This window comes from Amycolatopsis sp. A1MSW2902 (assembly GCF_017312175.1).
In the GTDB taxonomy this organism is placed as follows: domain Bacteria; phylum Actinomycetota; class Actinomycetes; order Mycobacteriales; family Pseudonocardiaceae; genus Amycolatopsis; species Amycolatopsis nivea.
In genome coordinates, this window is the sequence record NZ_QJPO01000001.1 from 3,444,949 (window position 1) to 3,463,090 (window position 18,142).

Genomic DNA, 18,142 nt, shown 5'->3' on the forward strand with positions numbered 1-18,142 from the left:
GCGAAGTCAAGCCCGGGGAAGCGGAGGTGCGTCCCGTGACGCAGCTGCAGCGCACTAACCTGCGCGAACAAGTGCTCGAAGTGGTACGGCAGGCGATGGTGTCCGGCGAACTGCGTCCCGGCGACATCTATTCGGCCGCCGCCCTCGCGACGCGGCTGGGCGTGTCGAGCAGCCCGGTGCGCGAGGCGCTGCTGACGCTGGTCAACCAGGGCCTGCTGGAACCCGTCCGCAACCGGGGCTACCGAGTCGTCGCGATCACCGAACGCGACCTGGACGAAATCTACGAGATGAGGCTGCTGCTGGAGGTCCCGGCAACCCTGTCCGCCGGGGCGGCCGCCGGTCCGGACGACCTCGCCCGGCTGGACGCGCTGGCCGGTGAGATCGAGTCCGCAGCCGAGGCGGGGGATGTCGCGCGCTTCCTGGAGGCGGACCGCCGATTCCACCTCGATTTGCTGGCCCTAGCCGGAAACGGGCGACTGATCGACGCCATCGCCACGCTGCGCGACCAGACGCGGTTGTACGGATTGGAAAAGCTCGCCGAGCGCGGCCGGCTGGCGGATTCGGCGCGGGAACACCGGGAGATGCTGGCGACGATCGCGGAGCGGGATTGGACTCGGCTGGAGGACCAGGTCCGGGCGCATCTGAAGCACGTCAGGGCCGAATGGGCGGCTGGCTGAACCGGGGCGCGCCGGATCAGGTCAGGTGCCGCAATACCGCCGCCACCGCCGGCCGCGGATCGCCGGGGTGGGTCGCGGTGATGTTCCACGTCGGGCCGCCGCGCGTGAACCGGCGGCCGGTCAGGTCGGGGAACTGCGCGGCGACGGACACCGGCAGTACGCAGCCGCCGAGGTCGTGCCGGACCAGTTCCGCCGCGGCGGACGCGTCGGTGACCTCGTGCACGACGGTCCGGCGCACCCGAGCCGACTGGAACGTCCGGTCGGTGGCCTCCCGGATCGCCCAGCCCGGCGCGAAATCGACCACTGCGGTACCGGCTGCTTCGGCGGCCGACACCGGCCGGTCCGCTGCTCCGTCGCCGGACGCGGTGACCAGCACCATCTCCTCCCGGCGGACCGGGCGGCTGACCAATCCGTCGCTCGGGGCGCACCCCGCGACGGCGACCATGATGTCCACAGTGGACGTCACGACCGCCTCGCGGAGCTGATGCGGCGGCGCGGTCCGCACCAGCACTCGCACGCCGGGATGGTCCCGGCGCAACGCGCTCAGCGCCCGGTGCGGTTCCGGCCACGCCCCGGGCATGACCCCGATCCGGACCTCGCCGGTGATCTCCCAGCGCGCCCGGTCGACGGTGGCCCGAGCGTGGCTGGCCGCCTCCAGCGCCGCTCGCGCCGCCGGGAGAAACGCTTTGCCCGCAGGCGTCAGCGCGACCCGGTGGGTAGTGCGCTCGAACAGTTCGGTGCCCAGATCGCGTTCGAGCGCACGGACCACAGTGGACACTGTCGACTGCACGGTATGCAGCCGACGCGCGGCAGCGGTGAACCCGCCCTTCTCGGCCACCGCCACGACGGTTTCCAGCTGCCGCAGGTCCATCCGTCCTCCTGGGTTCGTCCTTGAACCACTCCGGTCGTAGTACTACGCGTGTTACGCGCTGGTCCCGGCGAGCACCTCGCGCACCAGCCGCGCGGTTTCGCTCGGGGTGCGCCCCACCCGGATCCCGGCCGCCTCGAGTGCTTCCTTCTTGGCCGCCGCCGTCCCGGAGGACCCGGACACGATCGCGCCCGCGTGTCCCATGGTTTTGCCTTCGGGAGCGGTGAATCCCGCGACGTACCCGACGACCGGTTTCCGCACGTTCTCCCGCACGTACGCCGCCGCGCGCTCCTCCGCGTCGCCGCCGATCTCGCCGATCAGCACGATCACGTCGGTGTCCGGGTCCTTTTCGAACGCCTCGACCGCGTCGATGTGCGTGGTGCCGATGACCGGGTCGCCGCCGATGCCGATGCAGCTGGAGAAGCCGATGTCGCGGAGTTCGTGCATGAGCTGATAGGTGAGCGTGCCGGACTTCGACACCAGCCCGATCCGTCCTGGGCCGGTGATGTCGGCGGGAATGATCCCGGCGTTCGACAGCCCGGGGGAGATGAGCCCGGGACAGTTGGGTCCGATGATCCGGGTGCGGCTGTCGCGCGCGTGCGCCCAGAACGCGGCGGAATCGTGCACCGGCACGCCCTCGGTGATCACCACCGCGAGCCCGATGCCCGCGTCGACCGCTTCGAGCACCGCGTCCTTCACGAACGGCGGGGGCACGAACAAGACCACTACATCCGCACCGGTCTCCGCCATCGCCTCAGCGACGCCGCCGAAGACCGGGAGCTCGTGCCCGTCAAGGGAAACCGTCTGCCCGGCCTTGCGCGGATTGACCCCGCCCACGACGTTCGTGCCCGCGGCCAGCATCCGGCGGGTGTGCTTCGTCCCTTCCGCGCCGGTGATGCCGGAAACGAGGACCCGGCTGGTGCTGTCGAGGAAAATCGCCATCGTTCAGCCCTCCGTCCCGGCCGCGAGCTTGGCCGCTTCGCGTGCGGCGTCGTCCATCGTCGCGACGACTGTCACCAGCGGATGCGCAGCCTCGTCGAGGATCCGCCTTCCTTCCGCGACGTTGTTCCCGTCGAGCCGGACCACCAGCGGTTTCGTCGCGCGATCGCCCAGCAGCGCCAGCGCTTTCACGATGCCGTCCGCGACCGCGTCGCACGCCGTGATCCCGCCGAAGACGTTCACGAACACACTGCGCACGTCCGGATCCCCGAGAATCACGCCGAGCCCGGCCGACATGATCTCCGCGGACGCCCCGCCGCCGATGTCGAGGAAATTCGCCGGCCCGACCGCCCCCGCGTCCCGCGCCGCGGCAGCCACTACATCCAGAGTGGACATCACGAGCCCGGCGCCGTTGCCGATCACGCCGATGTCGCCGTCGAGCTTCACGTAGTTGAGCCCCTGCTCGGCGGCCTGCTGCTCGAGCGGATCCCCGGTGTCCGCTTCCGCGAACGCCCGATGCCCGGGATGCCGGAACGCGGCGTTGCCGTCCAGCGTGACCTTCCCGTCGAGCGCGACGATCTCCCCGCCGCGCGTGCGGGCGAGCGGATTGACCTCGACGAGCGTCGCGTCCTCGGCGGTGAACACGTCCCACAACCGGACCAGCACCCCAGCCGCTTCGACCGGAAGCCGTGCCGCCGCCGCGAGCCGGCGCGCTTTGACGAGATCGACCCCGACCCGGATGTCGATCGGCACCTTGACCAGCGCCTCCGGCCGGGTCGCGGCGACCTCCTCGATGTCCATCCCGCCCGCCGCCGACGCCATCGCGAGGTAACTCCGGTCGGCGCGGTCGAGGAGATAGGAGACGTAGTACTCCTCGGCGATATCGCTGGCCTCGGTCACGAGGACGCGATGCACGCGGTGCCCTTTGATGTCCATCCCGAGGATCTCGTCGGCGACCGCCGCCGCGTCCTCGGGCCGGGCCGCGAGCTTGACCCCGCCCGCCTTGCCCCGCCCGCCGGTCTTGACTTGCGCCTTGACGACAACCGGCCCGCCGATCTCGACGGCCGCGGCGCGCGCTTCGTCCGGCGTCGCGGCCACGCGGCCACGGGGAACCGGCACGCCGTGCGCGGCGAAGAGGTCGCGCGCTTGGTGTTCCAAGAGGTCCATCGGAATTCCTTCCTTGCGGGCGGGGGAGCGGGTTGTTCGGGGTTTGTGCTTCTGTGGTTGCGGAGCGCTTGCTGGTTCGGCTGCGGTTTCTGGCCGGGCCGTGGATGGCTGGTCTGGATGGTTGGGGCGGGATGGGGTAGTTGGCTGGGGGACGGATGAAGGTTGGGGTGCGGCCGGGTGCCCGACCGCCGGTTCGGTGGCGGGCGGGCCGCGGCACGTCCGGCCTGGCCGCCGGTGTGGCGAGCACGCGGAAGGTCTGGCTCCGGCATTCCGGAGCCCGCCGGCCCGCCCGGTTCGCACCGTCCGGCGCGAACCCGCGGCACGACCCGTTCGACCCTGCCGCCGTGCCGCAGCCCGCCGGCTGAGCGACCCGACCGGCTAGCGCCGCCGTGCCACCGAGCACCTCGGCCGAGCGACCCAACGGGCTTGCCGCCGTGCCACTGAGCACCTCGCCCGAGCGACCCGACGGGCTAACCGCCGCGCCAAAGCAAGCTCCGCAGAGCGGCCCGACGGCTAGCCGCGGTGCCACCGAGCACCTCGGCCGGGCAACGACGCCCGCCTTGTCACCAAACCCCGGCCGATGAGTCGCCCCGCCGCGCGTGTCGCACAGCAGGCCGACCCGGCGAATCAGTCGGCGAGCCGCCCGTCGAAGCCGGTGGCGGATCGTCCGGTCGGCCGGCCGGACAAACCTGCGGATGCCCCTGGACAGCGGGCGGCTCGAAGAGTAAGTCTAATGCCTACCTCATACGGTATGCAATCTACAGTCTTCCGGCGACGAGCCGCTGACCTGCGGCGACAGATCCGGCGGGCCGCGGAGAGGCACGAGCAGACCGGGACGAGCGCGCGGGTCAGAGAGGTCCGGCGCGGGACAGGAGGAGTTGCGCATGTCGCCCACCACGACCGGCCGGCAAGCAGGCCAGCACACCGGCGAGAACGCCAGCGGGCAGACCGGGGACAAGGCCGAAGCGAACCCCGTCGGCGAAGCCAGCGAGAACCGGCCAGCCAGCCCGAGCACCGGGGACAAGGACCAGCAAACCAGCCCGAGCGCCAGGGACGAGAACCCGCAAGGCAGCCCGAGCGTCGGAGACGAAAACCGGCAAACCAGCCCGAGCGTCGGAAGCAAGGCCAGCAAGGAAACCCGCCAAAGCGCGGGTGCCAAGGCCAGCGAGAACGGGCAAACCAGCCGAAGCGCCCCGGGCAAACCCAGCGAGACCGCAGGTCAGCACCCAGCCACCACCGGGAAAGCAGCGGAAACGATCTCCGGCGGCCACCTGGTCGCGAAAGCCCTGAAGGCCGAAGGCGTGGACACCATCTTCACCCTCTGCGGCGGCCACATCATCGACATCTACGACGGCTGCGTCGACGAGGGCATCAGCGTCATCGACGTCCGCCACGAGCAGGTCGCGGCGCACGCGGCCGACGGGTACGCGCGGATCACCGGCCGCCCGGGGTGTGCGGTGGTCACGGCGGGGCCGGGGACGACGGACGCGGTCACCGGTGTCGCGAACGCGTTGCGCGCGGAGAGCCCGATGCTGCTGATCGGCGGCCAGGGCGCGTTGAGCCAGCACAAAATGGGTTCGCTGCAGGACCTCCCGCACGTGGACATGATGACCCCGATCACCAAATTCGCCGCCACCGTCCCGCACACCGCGCGGGCCGCTGACCTGGTGTCGATGGCGTTCCGCGAAGCCTTCGCGGGCGCGCCCGGACCGTCCTTTTTGGAGATTCCCCGCGACGTCCTCGACGCGCGCGTGCCGGCGGAGAACGCGCGCATCCCGCAATCCGGACGCTATCGCGCCTCCACGCGCAACGCGGGCGATCCGGCGGATGTCGAAAAGCTCGCGGATTTGCTGGTACACGCCAAGAAACCGGCGATTCTGCTCGGCAGCCAAGTCTGGACGACTCGCGCCACCGAGCCCGCGACGGAACTCGTGCGCGCGCTGAACATCCCGGCCTACATGAACGGCGCCGGCCGCGGCACGCTGCCGCCGGGCGATCCGCACCATTTCCAGCTTTCTCGCCGTTATGCCTTCGACAACGCGGACGTGATCGTCATCGTCGGCACGCCGTTCGACTTCCGGATGGGTTACGGCAAAAGGCTTTCCCCGGACGCGAAAGTGGTGCAGATCGACCTCGACTACCGGACCGTCGGGAAGAACCGCGACATCGACCTCGGCATTGTCGGCGACGCGGGACAGATCCTCGCCGCGGTCGCGGACGCTGCCTCCGGCCGCGTGGACAACGGGGCGGTGGGCCGCAAGCCGTGGCTGGAGGAATTGCGGGCGGTCGAAGAAAAAGCCAAGCAGAAGCGGTTGCCGCAGCAGCATTCCGACGCGAATCCGATCCACCCGTACCGGCTGGTGCACGAGATCAACGAGTTCCTGACCGAGGATTCGATCTACATCGGCGACGGCGGCGACATCGTCACTTTCTCCGGCCAGGTCGTGCAGCCGAAGGCGCCGGGGCACTGGATGGATCCCGGCCCACTCGGGACACTCGGCGTCGGGATTCCGTTCGTGCTGGCCGCGAAACACGCGCGGCCGGACCAAGAGGTGGTCGCGCTCTTCGGTGACGGGGCGTTTTCCCTTACCGGGTGGGATTTCGAGACGCTCGTGCGGTTCGATCTGCCGTTCGTCGGGATCGTCGGCAACAACTCGTCGATGAACCAGATCCGCTACGGCCAGGCGCAGAAATACGGCCTGGCCCGCGAACGCATCGGCAACACCCTTGGCGACGTCCCCTACGACCAGTTCGCCCGGATGCTCGGCGGCTACGGCGAGGAGGTCCGCGACCCGGCGGACATCGCCCCGGCACTGCGCCGCGCCCGGGAATCCGGCAAGCCGTCGCTGATCAACGTCTGGGTCGACCCGGACGCCTACGCCCCCGGAACCATGAACCAGACGATGTACAAGTAGTCGGGAGGAGCCGAAGATGGGAAAGGCACTGGAGGGCGTCCGCGTCCTCGACATGACCCACGTCCAATCCGGACCGTCGTCGACGCAGATCCTCGCTTGGCTCGGCGCGGACGTCGTGAAGCTCGAAACCCCCGGACGCGGCGACATCACGCGCGGCCAGCTGCGCGATCTGCCCGGAGTGGACAGTCTCTACTTCACGATGCTGAACGCCAACAAGCGCAGCATCACGCTCAACATGAAAAGCGAGCAGGGCAAGGAAGTCTTCACCAAGCTGGTGTCCTCAGTGGACGTGCTGGTGGAGAACTTCGGACCCGGCGTCGTGGACCGTTTCGGGTTCTCCTGGGATCGGCTCCGCGAGATCAACGAGCGGCTGATCTACGCGTCCATCAAGGGTTTCGGCCCGGGCCGGTATGCGAATTTCAAGGCCTACGAAGTGATCGCGCAGGCGATGGGCGGCTCGATGAGCACGACTGGCTTCGAGCAGGGACCGCCCACCGCGACCGGCGCGCAGATCGGCGATTCGGGCACCGGCATCCACCTCGTCGCGGCGATTCTGGCGGCGCTGTACCAGCGCACGAGCACCGGGCGCGGCCAGCGGGTGCAGGTCGCGATGCAGGACGCCGTGCTCAACCTGTGCCGGGTCAAGCTGCGCGACCAGCAGCGGCTGGCGCACGGGCCGCTGGGGGAGTACCCCAACGAACGGTTCGGCGACGAGGTGCCGCGGTCGGGCAACGCGTCCGGCGGCGGCCAGCCGGGCTGGGCGGTGCGGTGCGCGCCGGGCGGGCCCAACGACTACATCTACGTCATCGTCCAGCCGGTCGGCTGGGCTCCGCTGACCGAGCTGATCGGGCGCCCGGAACTCGCCGAGGACCCGGACTGGGCGACCCCGGAGGCCCGGCTGTCCAAACTGGACAAAGTGTTCGCGATGGTCGAGGAATGGACCGAACAGCGCACCAAATGGGAGGTCATGGAGCTGCTCAACGCTCGTAACATCCCTTGTGGACCGATTCTGTCCACTAAGGAACTGATCGAGGACGAGACGCTGGCCGAACTGGGGTCGGTGGTCGAGGTGCCGCATCCGGAGCGCGGCGCGTTCAAGACCGTCGGCTGCCCGTTGAAGCTGTCCGATTCGCCGGTGGAGGTCGAGCGTTCTCCGTTGCTGGGCGAGCACAACGACGAGGTGCTCAGCGAACTCGGCTACAGCGCCTCGGATGTCGAGCAGCTGCGCACGGCGGGCGTGATCTGACGATGACGACGGAAACGGTCCGCGCGGCGGTCGAAGAAATTCTCAAGCGAGTAGCCGAGGAAGGCCGCTCCGCGTTGACCGCGCCGGAGGGTCGCGCAGTTTGCGAGGCATACGGCATCCCGACGCCGCAGGAACGGCTCGCCACTTCCGCGGAGGAAGCGGTGGCACAGGCCGGGGAAATCGGCCTTCCGGTGGTGCTGAAGATCGTCTCGCCGGACATCCTGCACAAGACCGAAGCTGGCGGCGTGCTCGTCGGCCTCGGCAGCGAACAGGAAGTCGCCGACGGCTACGCCAAGATGCTGGCTAACGCCAAGGCTTACGACGCCTCGGCCCGGATCACCGGCGTCCAGGTGCAGCAGATGCTGACCAGCGGGCAGGAGGTGATCATCGGCGCGGTCACCGATCCGAGCTTCGGCAAGATCGTCGCGTTTGGACTCGGCGGAGTCCTGGTCGAGGTGCTGAAGGACGTCACCTTCCGGCTGGCACCCACCAGCACCGACGAAGCTCTGTCCATGGTGGACGGTATCGCGGCCGCGGAGATCCTCAATGGAGTGCGCGGCAGCGAGGCGGTCGACAAGGCGGCGCTGGCCGACGTCGTGCATCGGCTGTCGCAGCTGGTCAGCGACTTTCCGCAGTTGGCCGAGGTCGACCTCAACCCGGTGCTCGCCACCGGCGACGGGGCGACCGCGGTGGACGTGCGGATCCTCGTCGACCCGGCGGCGGCCGCGGAACCGGTGCGGTTCAGCCAGGACGAGATCCTCGCGGCGATGAACCGGATCATGAAACCGGCCGCGGTCGCGGTGATCGGCGCGTCCGCCGAGGACGGGAAGATCGGCAATTCGGTGATGAAGAATCTCGTCAACGGCGGCTACGCGGGCGAGATCTATCCGATCAATCCGAAGGCCGCGGAAATCCTCGATCGCAAGGCGTATCCGAGCATCGCGGACGTCCCCGGCGACGTGGACGTGGCCGTCTTCGCGATCCCGGCCAAGTTCGTGCCGGCGGCGCTGGAAGAGGCGGGCGAGAAGGGCGTCGCCGGGGCGATCCTGATTCCGTCCGGCTTCGGCGAGACGGGGAACATCGAGCTGCAGAACGAGGTGCTGGCCATCGCGCGCAAGCACGGCGTGCGGATTCTCGGCCCGAACATCTACGGCTATTACTACACGCCGGAGAATCTGTCCGCGACGTTTTGCACCCCCTATGACGTCAAAGGCGGCGTCGCGCTGTCCTCGCAGAGCGGCGGGATCGGGATGGCGATCCTCGGCTTCAGCCGGTCGGCCGGGATGGGCGTGTCCGCGATCGTCGGCGTCGGGAACAAGGCCGACATCGACGAAGACGATCTCCTCACCTTCTTCGAGCACGACGACAACACCGAACTCGTCGCCATGCACCTGGAAGACCTCAAGGACGGGCGCGCGTTCGCCGAGACCGCGAAACGGGTGTCCGCGAAGAAGCCAGTGGTGGTGCTGAAGGCGGGACGGACGTCGGAAGGCGCGAAAGCGGCTGGGTCGCACACCGGCGCACTGGCCGGCAATGACCGCGTGTACGACGACATCCTGCGGCAAAGCGGTGTCATTCGCGCACCAGGGCTCAACGACCTGCTCGAATACGCGCGAGGCGTGCCGAAACTGCCCACGCCGAAGGGCGAAAACGTCGTGATCATCACCGGCGCGGGCGGTTCCGGAGTGCTGCTTTCGGACGCCTGTGTGGACAACGGGCTCACGCTGATGCGGATCCCGGACGACCTGGACGCCGCGTTCCGCGAGTACATCCCGCCGTTCGGCGCGGCCGGAAACCCGGTCGACATCACCGGCGGCGAGCCGCCGTCGACCTATCGGAACACCATCGCGTTAGGACTGTCCGACGATCGTATTCACTCGTTGGTTCTCGGTTACTGGCACACGATCGTCACGCCGCCGATGGTGTTCGCCGAGCTGGTCGTGGACGTCGTGGAGGAGTTCCGGCGGAAGGGCGTCCACAAGCCGGTGGTGGCGTCGCTGTCCGGAGATGTCGAGGTCGAGCAGGCCAGCGAGCACCTGTACGCGCACGGCGTCGTGGCCTATCCCTACACGACCGAGAAGCCGGTCGCGGTGCTCGGCGCGAAGTACCGCTGGGCGCGTTCGGCGGGTCTGCTGCCTTGATCAAGTCCGGAGGGAGGCGTACGTTGCCCGACACCTAACCGCTGGTCAGCGGAGTGCGGCGAGGAAGGGACGCCGGGACGCGGGGTCGCGTCCCGGCTCGGGGGAACGGAGACAGCCCGGCACGGGAACCGAAGTCAACGGTGACGAAAGAGAATTCTCATGACCGCAGCCCAACCGACATACCAGGAGATCGTCGACGACAACGGGCGGACGTACCGGATCGGGGAGAGCCCCCGGGACCTGATGGGCCGGTCCCGCAGCTGGATGGTCTGGCTGCCGTGGGTGGCCATGATGGCGGTGAGCGTTTTCGAATACGGCTGGGGAGCCGTCGAGGGGACGCTGGAGGAGAAATACGGCTGGTCGTTGTCGGACGCGTTCTGGCTGGCCAGCATCTGGGCCGTGTTCCAGGCCGGGGTCGCTTTCCCGGCCGGCCGGCTCCGGGAGAAGAACATCGTGTCGGCGAAAACGGCGATGCTGGCCGGGGCGGTGTGTTCCGGGATCGGATACTTCTCCATCGCGCACAGCGGAAATCTGGTGGTGGCGTTCATCGGGTATTCGGTGCTGGGCGGCATCGGCGCCGGACTCGTGTACGCGACCTGCATCAACATGGTCGGGAAATGGTATCCGGAGAAACGCGGCGCCCGCACCGGATTCGTGAACGGCGGGTTCGCGTACGGTTCGGTGCCGTTCATTTACCTGTTCAGCGCCTTCCTCGGCCATGAGAACGTGACGATCACGCTCGACGCGATCGGCCTGTACATGCTCGTGGTGGTCGGGCTGTGCGGGTTCGTCTTCAAGGACCCGCCGAAGAACTGGTGGCCCGCCGAGGTCGACCCGATCGCCTGGCTGAAAGGCAGCGCGGCGGGGAAGGCCCGGAGCCTGGAAAAGAACCCGCCCGCGGTACGGCAGTTCACGCCGATGGAGGCGATCCGCACCGGAATGCTGCCGCTGATGTGGGTCACCCTCGTGGTGATCGGCGGGGTTTCGCTGTTCGGGATCAATTTCCAGGTCGATTTCGCCAAGGAAAGCCAGTTCGGCGCCTTCGTGGCGGCTTCGTCGGCGGGAATCCTGGCCATCGTGAACGGCGTCGGCCGGGGGATCGTCGGCTGGGCTTCCGACCGGATCGGCCGGAAGGCGACGTTGTTCTGGGTGCTGGTGATCGCGGCATTGGCGCAATTCGGCGTGCTGTGGTCGGGCAAGACGCACAGTTTGTTCTGGTTCATGGTATTCGCGGTGCTGACCGGATTCGGCAGCGGCGCGTTCTACCCGCTGTTCGCCGCGCTGGTGCCGGATTACTTCGGCGAGAACCACAACGCGACGAACTACGGCATCGTCTACAGCGCGAAACTGGTCGGCGGTGTCGGCGGCGGCGGTTTGGCGGCCGGAGTGATCGCCGCGTGGGGCTACACCGGCGCGTATGTGCTGGCCGGGTGCATCGCCCTGCTGTCCGCGGTGATGACGTTGTTCCTGCGGCAGCCGGGACGTTCCGGCCGCGGCTCGCCGGAAAAGGCGGGCGAGCGGATCGCGCGCACCGCTCCGGCGGCAGGCAACTGAATTTCCCTTGCGGGCCCGGGAGCGACGGGACGGCTGGCACCCGCCCCGTCGCTCCCGGGTTGCTTTGTTTCCTTCGAGGGGACCGTTCGGCTGGCTGACCCGGCGCGCGCGGATTACTCCGCCGCGTCGGGCCGTTCGTGGAACGCCTGGCGCGTGCGTTCGGTGTGCTGAGCCATGATTTTCTCGGCCTTTTCGACGTTGTGCGCCGCGATCGCCTCGATCAGCGCCGCGTGCTCCTGCCACGCGTCGCGCCCGCGAGGCCGGGCGATCGGCGTGTAGTACCAGCGCACCCGGCGGTCGACCAGGCCGATGAGCTCGGTCAGGACGGCGTTGCCGGTCAGCTCGGTGATGTACGCGTGCAGGTCGGCGTTCGCCGCGACGAGCCGCTCGCTGTCGTCCGCGGCGAGAGCCTTCATACCGACGTCCTGCAGCTCCCAGAGGCGCTTGATGTCGTCGTCGGTCGCACACGCCGCGGCCAGCCTTGCGGAGTGGGTTTCGAGCACGGCCCGGACGCCGAGGAGCTGGTCGGCTTCCTCGTCGGTGGGCAGGTGCACGAACGCGCCCTGCGCGGGACGGAGGTCGACCCAGCCCTCGCTTTGCAGGCGCTGCAACGCCTCGCGCACCGGCTGGCGGCTGACGCCCAGGTACTCGGCCAGGTCGGCCTCGACGAGGTGCTGCCCGGGTTCGAGGGTGCGGTTGATGATCAGCTCGGCGAGCGCGTCGTACACGACCTGCCGCAGCGGCGCGGGCCGCTCCACCCGGTTGGCGCTCTTTCCGGAGAGCGACCCCTTGGCCGTCCGGCGGCCGGTGGGCCCGCGTTCGGGCAGGGGGGAAACGGACTCGGTCACGGTGCACCTCGGGTGGGATCAGCGGCGGGATTCGAGGAACTCAGTTTTCAGGATACAGGTTTTAGTATGCAAAATCCCAGGATTCTGGATCACGTGGGCGATCTTCCCTCGCGCGGGTGGCGAGCCGGGCCGGGCGAGGGGATCGGACGCTGGTGGGAGCGGGTGCCGGTCTGTGTCCGGCAGGGAAGTGGATCCGTGGGGGTTGTCCGTTTCCGACGGGGAGGTGGATCCGTGGGGGTTGTCCGTTCCCGACGAGGAGGTGGATCCGTGGGGGTTGTCCGTTCCCGACGGGGAAGTGGGTCCGTGGCTGTCGCCGCGTCGTGCGCGCTGGGCACCGGCACGGATTCTGATGCGCGAAGCTCGTCCGCTGGGATCTGATGCTTAGGCTAACCTAACTCCATGGGGATCATCCGTGCGGTGCCGGACCTGGAACGCGTCGTGGGCGAGCGGCCGCTGCCGGTCATGATGAAGTCGATCGACCATCTCGACCCGCATTGCCTCGCGCTGCTCGCGCACAGCCCGGCTGCCGTGCTCGGTTATGTCGACGCCGGAGGACGACAGCGGGCCGAACTGGTCGGCGGGACACCAGGATTCGCCGCAGCGGTGAACAGGTCACGGCTGCGGCTGCCGGTCCCGTCGGCGGCCGCGCCGGGTGCCGGTGCCGCGCTGCTGGTGCTCGTCCCGGGGTGGCGCGAGACCTTGCGGATCAACGGAACCCTCGCCGAAGACGGTCTTCTCGTCGAGGAAGCGTTCCTGCACTGCGGCAAAGCAGTCCTCCGCTCGAACCTGTGGGGACCGGGGTCAGCGCCGGAGGACGCCGTCGAAGAGGGGACTGCGCTCGGTTCCGCGGCGGCTGCTTTTCTTGCTGCGGCACCGTTCGCGGTGGTGACGTCGCGGGACGGCTCCGGGCGCGCCGACGCCAGTCCGAAGGGCGATCCGCCCGGCGTGGCCCGGATGATCGGGCCGACGACGGTCGCGCTCGCTGATCGGCCCGGAAACCGGCGTACCGACACGTTCCACAATGGGGATTTTTCATCTTGTTGGTGCTGGTTAGGTGGGGTTGACGGGGCTGGTTGTGGTTGTGCTGTAACGGAGTTGCGGGGCGGGCGTGGGCCGGGCGGGAACGCGGCGGAGCCCCCGGATGTTGATCAAGTCGTGACTCGAGAAAAAACGTCCGGGGGCTCCGCTCTCACTGTCTCACAGCAGGTTCTGGCCTCGTATCGCAGCGTGTTGCCGGTGTCGCCGCCCACGATCGCGATGCTGGCCGGGTTGATCGGCCGCCGCCGCCGGGCGATCGGGTCGCGGTGGCGCAAGGCGTCCCCGGCCGAGCAGGCGGTGCTGGTGCTGGCGATGCTGCGCCACGACCAGCGCCTGCTGGACCTGTCCCGCGCCAACGCGGTGTCGGCCGCCACGCTGCGCCGCTGGCTGCTGGAGGCCATCGACCTGCTCGCGGCCCGGGCGCCGCGGCTGGGGCGGGTGCTGCGGCGGCTGGCCGCCCGCGGCGCGGCGGTGGTGCTGGCCGACGGGACCCTGATCCGCACCCGCCGCCGCACCGGCACAGACAATCGCCGCAACTACAGCGGCAAGCACAAACACCACGGCCTCAACGTCCAAGGCCTCACCGACGAACACGGACGGCTGCTGTGGGTCTCGGCCGTGCTGCCGGGCAGGACCGCCGACATCACCGCCGCCCGCCGCCACCGGCTGCGCGACCGCCTCCACGCCCACGGCCTGACCCCCGCCGCGGACAAGGGCTACCAGGGCTGGCACAAAGACGTCCGCGACACCCGCCACTGCCCGGACTGCGGCGGCCCCTGCGCGCAGATCGTGCTCACCCCGTTCAAAGCCGAAACCAACCGGCCGCTCACCGAGCCGCAGAAACAGGCCAACAGCGTGTTCAACGCGATGCGCTGCGCGGTCGAGGGCGGCTTCGCCGCCCTCAAAACCTGGCGCGTCCTCGACAAACTCCGCATCGCACCACGCCACGCCACCACCCTCGTCCGCGCCCTGCTCGTCCTCACCCAGCACGAACAAGCCGTCCGCGACACCGCCCAGCCCACCCCGGCCTGACAACTACCACACCCCGTCAACCCGCCATGAACAGCACAAACCAGGATGAAAAATCCCCAATGTCGTCGAGCGTCCGGAGGTGGCTGTCTTGGCCGTCGTTCCCGGCGACGTTCGCACCTTGGAGATCACCGGGAAGGCGGTCGTCAGCACGGAGGACGGGCTGCGCGAGTCCATGATCGAGCGCAACCGCACCCCGAAAGCAGTGCTCAAGGTGGAGATCGAGACCGTCCGGCTGGCGCGGAACGACGCACTGCGCGACTCCGGGTTGTGGGACTCCGCCAAGCACGTCGATCCCGCCGACCTGCCGCGGTCGTCGACCATCTGGACCGATCACCTCAAGCTGAACGAGACCGCGGGCGCGGCCGCGGAACTGGTGCGGGCCGGGGTGAACGAACCGCTGCTCCGAGCGGGTCTCGACGAGGATTACCGGCAGAATCTGTGAGCCGCCGGGTGGGCTGAGGGTGATCATCGGCCCGGCGAAGATTACTCAAATGACCGATGTCCGTCCCGGCGATCTCCCGTAGCGTGAGGCGCGCCCAGTCGTCGACGTTGCGAGGTCCGGATGGCTCAAGAACGCATGACAACCGACACCGACACGGCCGCCAGCGGTCTGCTGCTGAGCGTGGAACCGCTGACCGCCGCGGTGGACCGCGGCAAGGCCAACGGCGCCGTGGCCGACAACGACGGCAACGACTAGCCGTTGTCGCGCTCCATGACGGAGATTCCCGGACTGGCCGGCCTCGTGGCACCGCTCGAGGCCGGCCAGTTCTTCGCAGAGGTCCTCGGCAAGGAGCCGCGGCGGTTCCCGGGGGAGAAAGGCCGGTTCGCGTCGCTGCTGCCGTGGCCGGAGCTGGACCGCGTGCTGCGCCAGCACCGCCTGGAGTTCCCCCGGCTGCGGCTCGCGCTCGACGGCGACGTCGTCCCCGCGCACACCTACACCGAAATGGTGTCGACGCGGCGCAACGGCCTGGTCCCGCGCGTGCTGCCGGCCCCGTTCGCCGAACACCTGCGCGCCGGCGCGACGCTCGTGCTCGACTCGGTCAACGAACTGGTCGGCGAAGTCGGCGAACTGGCGAGCAAACTCGAACACGACCTGCGCGAGCGGATCCAGGTCAACCTGTACGCGGGCTGGGGCACCACGCACGGCTTCGACGTCCACTGGGACGACCACGACGCGTTCATCATCCAGCTTTCCGGGCGGAAACGGTGGCGCCTGCACGGGGTCACCCGGCGTTCGCCGCTGCAACGCGACGTCGAACTTCCGGAACGCCCCGAAGGCGAACCGCACGACGACTTCCTGCTCGAGGACGGCGATGTCCTCTACCTGCCGCGCGGGCATTGGCACGACGTGTCGGCCGTCGGCGAGGAGTCGCTGCACCTGACGATCGGGTTCAACGCCGCCACCGGCGTGGATCTCGTCGCGTGGCTGGCTGACCAGCTGCGCTCCGACGAACTGTTCCGCGCGGACCTGCCCCGGTTCGCTGGTCCGGATGCGCGTGCGGAGCGGGCCGAAGCGCTCCGCAGGCGGCTCGCTGAGGTGACCGCGGGCGATGTCGTCGATCGCTTCCTCGCCGACCGGAACGCCCAGGCCCCGGCCCAGACCCGCATCGGCCTGCCGTGGGCGGCGACGGCGGACTTGCTGCCGCCGGACGACGACTTCGAGGTCCGGCTGCTCGTCCCGCGCGCCGCACTGGTGGACGACGACGGGACGGTTGCGCTGGTCGGTGCGGGGAAACGGCTGGTCTTCGCGGAGGCCGCGCGACCGGTGCTCGCTGCGTTGCTCGGGTGCGGTCCGCAGCCGTTCAAGGTTCTGGTCGACGCCGCGCCAGGGGTGCCACCGGAGACTGTGCGGGCGCTGTTGAAGGAGCTGGTGGTTCAAGGGCTTGTTGCTCGGGCTTGACTGCGGGCTTTGTCGGGGTGCCTTGGTGGTGCGGGGCAGCGTGAGTTGGGTGCTGTGAGGCCTCGACGCTCGGCACTGGTCGCAGGGTTCGTCGGGGTGCGAGGCTGGCTTCCGGTCTGGGGCTGCGGGGTTTCGCCAGGCGCGATCGCTGAGGCCATGGCGCTCGGCCCCGGTCACCGCCGTCGTCGGGTGTGCGGGTGCTGCCCGGGTGGCTGGTGAGAGGCCAGGCTGCACGGGCTTGAAGGAGGGCGTCACGCGCCCCGGCGATGGCATGTCCGCATAGCCGCCGCGACCTGGCGGTGCGAGCGCTGGTCGCCCGCGGTCTCGGACTCCCAGCGCATTGCCCGATCGAGTGACGTCGCGCGACAGTGACGGTCGCCTCGAAAGACCTGGCGGACCGTCAGCTATACTTAGGCATGCCTAAGCCCGACGTGCCGCACTCGGGCCCGGGGATCTGCTTCCCGGGCCGGAATGCTGCGCCCGGATGCGCCGCGCTCACCCGGGAGCTCGGTGGCGAGCCTGCCGGGACCGCCGCGCGCATGACGTCCTGGCTGCTGGTCGAGCAGCCGGGTTCGTGGGGCCCGGACGCGCTCGAAGACGTGCAGTCCGCCGTGTTCCCCGCCGAACGCCTCGACGCCGCCCGCGCCGCTGGCCTGCGCCCCCTGCTGATCCGAAAGCCGGGACGGCACGCGCGGACGCCAGGCACCCCCCGCGCGGTCTACGTCGCGAGCGGACACCCCGGCGACCGCTGGACGGAACGGCTCGACCTCGCTGACCTGGCTGATCTCGCCCATCTCGATCTCGAAGCGGTCGCGGCCGGACGTCGCGGGCACGGGGAACCGGTGTCCGGTCCGCTCTTCCTGGTCTGCACGCACGGCAGCAAGGACATGTGCTGCGCCGTTTTCGGCCGTCCGCTGGCGACGAGCCTCGCGCAGAACCATCCCGGGCGGGTGTGGGAGGTCAGCCACGTCGGCGGGGACCGCTGGGCCGGAAACCTCCTGACCGTGCCGGACGGTTTCCTCCACGGCAGCCTCGCGGTGCCCGACGCCGAACTGGCGGCGAAGGAAGCGCTCAGCGGCAACGTCCGGCTGGAGAACCTGCGTGGCCGGACGTCGGCGGAGAGCGCGTGGTCGCAGTTCGCCGAGATCGAGGTCCGCGGACGCACCGGCCTGCGCGGTCTCGACGCGGTGCTGGCCGTGACCGAGGAATCCCGGGGCGACGTCCGAAGTGTCCTGGCCGAGGCGGGAGAGCGACGCTACGAGGTCGTGGTCCGGCGGACGGTGCCGACGTCCTCTGTGCACAGCCGATGCACTGCGCGGCTGGTCTTATCGGGGTTCGTGGCGGAGTCGGTGCGCGAAGTCTGACCTCGGTGTTTGGGCTGCTCGGCGAGGGGGTTTCGAGGGCTGGCCACGCCACCGACTGGCGGTCCGCGAGCGGCGGCTGGTCTGCCGGACTTCAAGCGGGTGCATCGCAAGACACCACAGCACCCGGCAGTTCGCGCTCGTGAGTGGCGATGCCGGTTCTAACCGGAATCGCCACTCACGAGCCCCAATCGGGCTTCTCCGCAGCGGGGGCGCAAGGTTCGCCCCGCCGATGGGCGCGGTCGGCCTCGCGGAGTTCCGCAAGGGGGCCGGTTAGGTGCTCGACGAGGGGGGACCTTGCAAAGTTCCGCGAGGGGAACGTTGTGGTGCTTGGTGAGAGGGATCTTGCGGAGTTCAGCGCGGGGAACCTTGGGGTGCTTGGCAAGGGGAGCGCTTCGGTGCTCAGCGAGACGAATCAGATTCCTCCAAAAGACGTTTCACCGTCCTCCGCAGGAG

At 69.4% G+C, this 18,142-nt stretch carries 13 protein-coding genes; 9 read left to right on the forward strand and 4 right to left on the reverse strand.

What is annotated here, in order from left to right:
- Positions 1-35: 35 nt before the first annotated feature.
- Positions 36-677 (forward strand): GntR family transcriptional regulator, encoded by a 642-nt coding sequence (locus DMP23_RS15805; RefSeq protein WP_337821493.1) that lies wholly within the window; start codon positions 36-38, stop codon positions 675-677.
- A gap of 16 nt (positions 678-693) precedes the next feature.
- On the opposite strand, the gene DMP23_RS15810 is transcribed toward DMP23_RS15805, so the two are convergent.
- The 3 genes from DMP23_RS15810 to sucC are packed head-to-tail and all read right to left on the reverse strand — an operon-like array spanning position 694 to position 3,651.
- The gene (locus DMP23_RS15810) at positions 694-1,548 is read right to left on the reverse strand and encodes a LysR family transcriptional regulator (protein ID WP_337821494.1); all 855 of its coding nucleotides are present in this window, start codon (positions 1,546-1,548) and stop codon (positions 694-696) included.
- A gap of 51 nt (positions 1,549-1,599) precedes the next feature.
- Positions 1,600-2,487 carry a succinate--CoA ligase subunit alpha gene (sucD, locus tag DMP23_RS15815; RefSeq protein ID WP_037805855.1) on the reverse strand — a complete coding sequence of 296 codons (888 nt, stop codon included), beginning with the start codon at positions 2,485-2,487 and terminating at the stop codon, positions 1,600-1,602.
- A 3-nt stretch (positions 2,488-2,490) separates the two neighbouring features.
- The gene (gene sucC / locus DMP23_RS15820) at positions 2,491-3,651 is read right to left on the reverse strand and encodes an ADP-forming succinate--CoA ligase subunit beta (RefSeq protein ID WP_337821495.1); all 1,161 of its coding nucleotides are present in this window, start codon (positions 3,649-3,651) and stop codon (positions 2,491-2,493) included.
- 884 nt (positions 3,652-4,535) lie between these two features.
- On the opposite strand from sucC, the gene DMP23_RS15825 reads away from it, so the two are divergent.
- The 4 genes from DMP23_RS15825 (at position 4,536) to DMP23_RS15840 (ending at position 11,507) form a co-directional block, all read left to right on the forward strand.
- Positions 4,536-6,566 carry a thiamine pyrophosphate-binding protein gene (locus tag DMP23_RS15825; protein WP_337821496.1) on the forward strand — a complete coding sequence of 677 codons (2,031 nt, stop codon included), beginning with the start codon at positions 4,536-4,538 and terminating at the stop codon, positions 6,564-6,566.
- A 16-nt stretch (positions 6,567-6,582) separates the two neighbouring features.
- Positions 6,583-7,812, forward strand: coding sequence for a formyl-CoA transferase (frc, locus tag DMP23_RS15830; protein WP_337821497.1), 1,230 nt, complete (start codon positions 6,583-6,585; stop codon positions 7,810-7,812).
- A gap of 2 nt (positions 7,813-7,814) precedes the next feature.
- A complete protein-coding gene (locus DMP23_RS15835; RefSeq protein ID WP_337821498.1) occupies positions 7,815-9,953 on the forward strand; it encodes an acetate--CoA ligase family protein in 2,139 nt (712 codons plus the stop codon).
- Positions 9,954-10,112: 159 nt separating this feature from the next.
- Complete coding sequence (locus tag DMP23_RS15840) at positions 10,113-11,507, forward strand: MFS transporter (protein WP_037805863.1); 1,395 nt, start codon at positions 10,113-10,115, stop codon at positions 11,505-11,507.
- A gap of 113 nt (positions 11,508-11,620) precedes the next feature.
- Here DMP23_RS15840 and DMP23_RS15845 read toward each other — a convergent pair whose 3' ends face one another.
- The gene (locus tag DMP23_RS15845; protein WP_037805865.1) at positions 11,621-12,355 is read right to left on the reverse strand and encodes a GntR family transcriptional regulator; all 735 of its coding nucleotides are present in this window, start codon (positions 12,353-12,355) and stop codon (positions 11,621-11,623) included.
- 399 nt (positions 12,356-12,754) lie between these two features.
- Between DMP23_RS15845 and DMP23_RS15850 the strand changes: the two genes are divergently transcribed.
- The 4 genes from DMP23_RS15850 (at position 12,755) to DMP23_RS15865 (ending at position 17,689) form a co-directional block, all read left to right on the forward strand.
- A complete protein-coding gene (locus DMP23_RS15850) occupies positions 12,755-14,425 on the forward strand; it encodes a transposase family protein (RefSeq protein WP_337821499.1) in 1,671 nt (556 codons plus the stop codon).
- A gap of 79 nt (positions 14,426-14,504) precedes the next feature.
- A complete protein-coding gene (locus DMP23_RS15855; protein ID WP_337821500.1) occupies positions 14,505-14,867 on the forward strand; it encodes a hypothetical protein in 363 nt (120 codons plus the stop codon).
- Positions 14,868-15,137: 270 nt separating this feature from the next.
- Positions 15,138-16,325: a cupin domain-containing protein gene (locus DMP23_RS15860; RefSeq protein WP_337821501.1), complete on the forward strand. Its 1,188-nt coding sequence runs from the start codon at positions 15,138-15,140 to the stop codon at positions 16,323-16,325.
- A gap of 416 nt (positions 16,326-16,741) precedes the next feature.
- Entirely contained in the window at positions 16,742-17,689 is a 948-nt protein-coding gene (locus DMP23_RS15865; RefSeq protein ID WP_337821502.1) for a sucrase ferredoxin, read from the forward strand.
- Positions 17,690-18,142 lie beyond the last annotated feature (453 nt).